We start from the raw sequence: 5599 nt of genomic DNA, 5'->3' as shown, positions 1-5599 counted from the left end.
TTAAACAAAAACTGGCTGGCATGAGTCCAGTAAATTACCGAAAACATACCAGCCAATTAGCTGCATAATAAAAACTCTAACTTTAAGGGGTCACTACCTCCTTGAATAGGAGAGTGTCCTTTTTCATGAAAGAGCCATTTAATTGCATCAATTACGACACAGCTTTGCAACGCATATGATTAATAACGGTGCGCCAATTGATGTCATTCAAAGTTTACTGGGTCATGAAAAGAGTGAGACTACAAAGATCTACGCTCAGCTAAGCGGAAAGCTAAGACAGGATTTATACAGTAAATACTTTTAAAAAACTTTCATTCAATTAAGACACTCATGTAGAAATGGGTGTTTTTTAGTTATAGGGCCAGATTGTTTAGTAACTTAAATGAAGAGATTGTAAAGAAATGTTCTAAAGCTATAGGGGCATTTAGCTTGATAAGAAAAAGGATTATTTGTATCTAAATGGAATATGTATTTTAAGTACTTTTATAAGAGGTGGATTTAATGAACACAAGAAAAGCTATGTTGACTGATGCAAAGGGTATTGCAAAAGTACACGTTGATAGTTGGAGATCTACTTATAAAAACATCATACCAGAAGAATTTTTAAAGAAATTATCATATGAACAACGAACTGATTTATGGAATCGCAATATTACAAAAGAGGGGAATTATGTATTTGTAGCAGAAAATAATGAGGGGAAAATCGTAGGATTTGCTGATTGCGGAAAAAGAGAAAGTAATAATGTCCCTAATTCTGGGGACTTAACATCTATTTATCTCCTTGAAGAATATCATGGAAAGGGAGTTGGAAAACAACTATTGAAACAAATTTTCCTTCAATTTGAAGAACTTGGCTTCAATAAAGTTTTTGTGGAGGTATTAGAAGACAATAGAACCCGTTATTTTTATGAGTATTATGGTGCCAATTTACTTCAATCTGAACAGATAACAATTTCAGATAAGGAATTGAATCTGCTCACGTACGAATGGAGTAACCTCAATAGAGTATTATCTACACTCTGACGCTAAAGGTGCTTTAGCATAATAAATAAGGGGAGAGGCAGCTTATATTCCCCTTGAAGAATTAAGGACACTCGCACCCATTTTAACAGTGAATCAAGTTGATCTTAAAGTAGAAAAGCTCAGCGAATCTAAAATGCGGTATACCGTTAATTCGATTTATGGGCATCATATGGAGACTTTGGTGGTGGGGAGTAGATTATAATCGTGGAGAACTATTTAAAGAGTATTGGTTTATTTCATCAATAACAACGAAATATAATCAATGGGAAGCATTTACCCCAGCCGAGCCAGTCTTAAAATAGAGCATTGAAGATAAAAAACCTATTTTGTAGAGTATTTCTTTATTCTACAAGCGGGAGCTTTTCCGTAGTCAGGAAAGCGTCTTATTTCATAAAAAGGGCGCCATTCTTGAATTGAAATTGTGCCTTTTTCAGTAATAGAGCCAGATCCTAACGCTTAGTGATTAATATCAGAAAAATACTTAAAACAGAGGTTTCATTTTAAAGAAGATGTACTTAATGTTCAAAGATGAAATATATTCTAAAGCTTCTTTGTAGTAGTCAAAGTAAAATAAGGAGAGTCTTCCCAGCTATTTATAAAATACAATCTCTTCTACATCGAGAAGCCATTCTGTTGCTTCTGTGCCATCCGAATTGGCCTTCCAGAGGTTTCTTTTTGTGTCAATAATTGAGGAACCCCTTAGCCAAACGAGCTTCTGAATGGTTGGGACAAACTGAGGGGCATAATCTCCATACCCTTTAGGAGGATTGCTTATTTTCGCTTGATTATTCGTGTCAATATCAATAGAATAAAGCACAGGAAGCGGGTGCTTGCTGAAGTCGTTTGTCCAATCTTGTTCTTTTATTCTCGAGGCTACGAGTAATTTATCAGTAATCCAATTGAAATCAAGATCTGCGTAATTTTTAGGCGTATATGACCCTGAAACAGGCATCTCCTTTATCTTTAAATCCTTATTTCTAAAACCAAAAACAATTCTTCCGCCCCCTGCGATATACGCCAACGTATCAGTTGAGGGTGCCCACTTAGGCTGGCCTACCTGTAAAATCATTTCGTCTAATACTTCAAAGTTTTTTCCTTCCTTATCGATGACGCAAACCATATCGCTATCCATAGACCAGGAGGCAGTTGGGGTCACAACAAAGGAAATCCATTTGCCATTCGGGGAATAGGTTAGCTGCTCGGCATATACGGCAATCAGTTTGTTCTTATCAGTTGTCCCAATTTCTCTTGGCAATGTAAAAAAAGGTTCCACTCCCCCAAAAAGAACAACGTCCTCATAATTATCGCCCACTTTTTTTGTAAACAAAGAAGCGCTTGACCACCCATCGGGGCGAAGAGTGCCGGATGAAGAAAGAAGAAAACCTGTACCGTCCGGAAGCCACGTAAAATCGTTGACTCCGGTTGCGATATTATAGAACTGGTGAAGGTTTGAGATGTCCAATATTCCTTTGTTTTTATAAGCTATAACATTCTTATGAGGTGCCCATTTAGGCGAAGAGCCATCATAAAAAATTTTCTTCTTTTCCTCCGTTTTAATATTATAGGTCCATAACTCTGACTGTGTTTCCCCTTTGTAGATTTCAGAAGGTGCTTCAACTTGATAAACAAGCAGGTTTCCATCTGTCGACCATTGCGGTTTGGCGAATACCTTGCCCGAATTTGTCACTTGCTTTTCTTGATCACCTATTAAGGTCCACAAATTACCTCCCCTAATAAACGCAGCTTTCGCCTGATTTTCTACAGCTGCTGATGGGGCTGAAGGAAACAGAATAGCAAGGATTATTATTAAGAGGAAAGCTCGTTTCATGTACATTTCTCCTTTCATGGATTATGTTCTTATTATCTTTCTAGACAGCTTTTTTATGTAGACAATGCCGCTTTTATTAACTGTAAAGAAAAATTGGACTATTTAGTTAGGATCCCAGAATAAAGTAACGGGGCATACCTATATTTTGAACTAATAACTAAAAAGAATGTAGAAGAGGCATACGTTAACACTAAAACGATTGATTTAGAATTAAAAGAATCGGAAGAAATAGCTATATTTGAAAAGGCAGTAAGAAATTATAAAAAAGAGCTTGGAGTAGGCAACATAGCAACAGACCCACAGTATCAATTTAAAGTGGTAAAGAAACTTATTTTCTTTGAAGAGGAATCTGGAACCATAATGAATACAAAAGAAACGCACACTATTTACACACTATCAGGTATTTCGGTTAAAGAAGTTTACGAGTTTGTTAATAAAGATTAATTAACGCTTGTATTAGTTGAATAACGATATTAAGCAATCTGTCGCGATTCTGTAACAAGAATCAGCGCTCGTTTTCATTAAAGGGCCATTTTCTTGAATAAGGAGAGGCTCTTTTTTACGTTTATGGGTCATATCGTGGAGGATTGTACTTAAACTATGGGAGGCGTTTATCCAACAGGGATTCACACTTATTTTGTCGGACATATTTTACTCAGATCAATTCCTTGAAAATACCCAATATATACCGCTATTTATCAATCTCCATTACTATTAAAATAGTGATAATTGAAATTAAGAGGTGTTATTATGAAAAAAACTACCTTTTTGGTTTTTATATTGCTTTCTTTTTCAATACCAATGATTAATGCGAAAGCTGATGACTCCAATTGGCTAGAAGGTGAAATCATCAAGGGTATTTATTCTAATATTGTCGAAGATGATGAATACACTTTAGACCTAAAAGAAGATGCAAAAGTGACGTTTACATTAAAGGATGGTGTTGACCTTAATCTTGAAGACGTGTATCCCAATACTTATCATATCCTTTTGATGGATAGTATTGGGAATCGTATCGCAAGTGCAACAACAAGTTTAGAAGATGGAGATACGGAAAAGACGGTTAAGTCCATTAATTTAAAGAAGGGTACTTATCAGATTAGTGTTTCAGCTGGTTTCATATCTAAGGGAGAATATCAAGTGAGTTATGAAACGAGTCATATTGAAGGGCAAGATGTAGAACCTAACAATGAATATGCAAATGCGAATTCGTATAAGATAGGTACAACATTAGAGGGGACACTTTATGGTACAACGAGTTCTAATGATATTGATATATATAAAGTAGAGGTTCCATCCTTTGGAAAGGTAAAATTAATAATTCAAGATACAGGCATTCGTAAAAGTGACCTTAAGCTAGTAGTGACGAATGAAAATAGTGAAAAAGTGATTACCGTTAAAAATTCTAATGAGCCGAGTGATGTTGAGGTATTACTACAAGCAGGAACTTACTATTTTAATATAGGTCTTCAAGCCGAAAATACACCTGATGTTAATTACTTAGTATCAACGCAATTTGTTCCATTAGACGAAAATGAGTGGGAAAGCGGTAGGAATTCAAATATAATAACTGCCGATGTTATCCAAAATAATAAAACTGTAAGAGGCTTTTTATATAATGCAGGATATAGCTACAACCAAACTACAGATTATTATAAGTTTACTTTAGAAAATGCTGAAAAAGTGACGTTTATTGCCAATGACCGTGAAGGTTTTGGTGCACTTATATTTGAAGATGAAGAAGGTCAACTCTACTCTGGTGGCTATGTAACAAGCAATACAAGTCAAATCGTAGAAACAAAAGAGTTAAAAGCAGGTACATATTATGTATCTTTTCGACCAAGGTATGGAATTAATGGCTATGAAGAATACGATTTAACTCTCCGTATCCAAAGGTTTACAGACGTACCTGCAATGCATCCGTATTATGAAGCAATAGAATCTCTTGCACAAGTAGGTATCAATAAAGGATATTCTGATGGAAGTTTCCATCCTAAAGAGCCCATTCAGAGGCAACACGTTTTTGCCTTCATCAGTCGTATTGAAGGACTGAATTTTCCTAAAATCCGTAACATGAAATCTTTTACAGACGTAAGTACTAGTCAGCCTTTTTATCCAGAAATTAAGAAGTTTTACGAAGCAGGTATTATTAGTGGATATGGTAATTATATGAGTCCTAAATCTAATGTCACACGTGGAGAACTTGCAAAAATTTTAGTGAATACGTTTAATTTGAAAATGAATGGAAATGGAATCCCTTTTAAAGACGTGAAGTCATCGAATATTTTTTATAAAGAAATTCAAATCCTAGCAAGTAACGGCATTACTGTTGGAGCAAATGGAAATTTTATGCCTAATGAACCAGTCACAAGAGAACAATTCTCTGCCTTTTTACAGCGAGTATTGAAAAAAAATTAATAAATCAAAAACGGTCATGTATAACATGGTCGTTTTTGTATTTTTATTGAGATTTTGAAAGATTTTTCAAACTAACGGAGGCTTGAGTTGAATAACGATCTTCAATAATCGGGCGCAATTCATAATTGAAGTGACCCCAAAAAGTTAGACATTATATTAAGTTAAGCAGCTATGCAGGATTGAATTCGGTATTGTACCGGACTCAATCCTTTTAATTTCCTTTTAATACGTTTGTGATTGTAGTATTCGATATACAGTTCAAGCTCACGCTTGAAGTGAACCATACTCTCAAATTCTTGTATATATAATAACTCAGATTTTAATAAACCA

At 35.1% G+C, this 5599-nt stretch carries 4 protein-coding genes and 1 pseudogene; 3 read left to right on the top strand and 2 right to left on the bottom strand.

The genetic code is table 11. From position 1 onward, the window contains the following. Positions 1-145 precede the first annotated feature (145 nt). Together AO843_RS24390 and AO843_RS23635 are read left to right on the top strand one after the other, a co-directional pair. A pseudogene (locus AO843_RS24390) lies at positions 146-304 on the top strand (tyrosine-type recombinase/integrase); the annotation flags it as partial. 197 nt (positions 305-501) lie between these two features. Next, on the top strand, positions 502-1023 hold the full coding sequence (locus AO843_RS23635; protein ID WP_054613491.1) for a GNAT family N-acetyltransferase: 522 nt from the start codon (positions 502-504) through the stop codon (positions 1021-1023). A gap of 589 nt (positions 1024-1612) precedes the next feature. Here the strand turns inward: AO843_RS23635 and AO843_RS23630 are convergent. After that, complete coding sequence (locus AO843_RS23630; protein WP_054613490.1) at positions 1613-2851, bottom strand: TolB family protein; 1239 nt, start codon at positions 2849-2851, stop codon at positions 1613-1615. A 750-nt stretch (positions 2852-3601) separates the two neighbouring features. Between AO843_RS23630 and AO843_RS23625 the strand changes: the two genes are divergently transcribed. Beyond that, on the top strand, positions 3602-5269 hold the full coding sequence (locus tag AO843_RS23625; RefSeq protein WP_054613489.1) for an S-layer homology domain-containing protein: 1668 nt from the start codon (positions 3602-3604) through the stop codon (positions 5267-5269). A 161-nt stretch (positions 5270-5430) separates the two neighbouring features. On the opposite strand, the gene AO843_RS23620 is transcribed toward AO843_RS23625, so the two are convergent. Then, positions 5431-5599, bottom strand: a 169-nt coding sequence (locus AO843_RS23620; RefSeq protein WP_156314033.1) for an IS3 family transposase, incomplete at its 5' end; no start/stop codon positions are given.

This window comes from Lysinibacillus sp. ZYM-1, assembly GCF_001308875.1.
In the GTDB taxonomy this organism is placed as follows: Bacteria; Bacillota; Bacilli; order Bacillales_A; family Planococcaceae; genus Lysinibacillus.
The sequence above is the reverse complement of the archived record's forward strand: the minus strand, read 5'-3'. Positions and strand labels throughout refer to the sequence as shown.

What these genes read in the sequence shown, in the direction of transcription:
- AO843_RS23635 (WP_054613491.1), top strand. Translation starts at nt 502, where the DNA reads ATGAACACAAGAAAAGCTATGTTGACTGATGCAAAGGGTATTGCAAAA.
- AO843_RS23630 (WP_054613490.1), bottom strand. Translation starts at nt 2,851, where the DNA reads ATGAAACGAGCTTTCCTCTTAATAATAATCCTTGCTATTCTGTTTCCT.
- AO843_RS23625 (WP_054613489.1), top strand. Translation starts at nt 3,602, where the DNA reads ATGAAAAAAACTACCTTTTTGGTTTTTATATTGCTTTCTTTTTCAATA.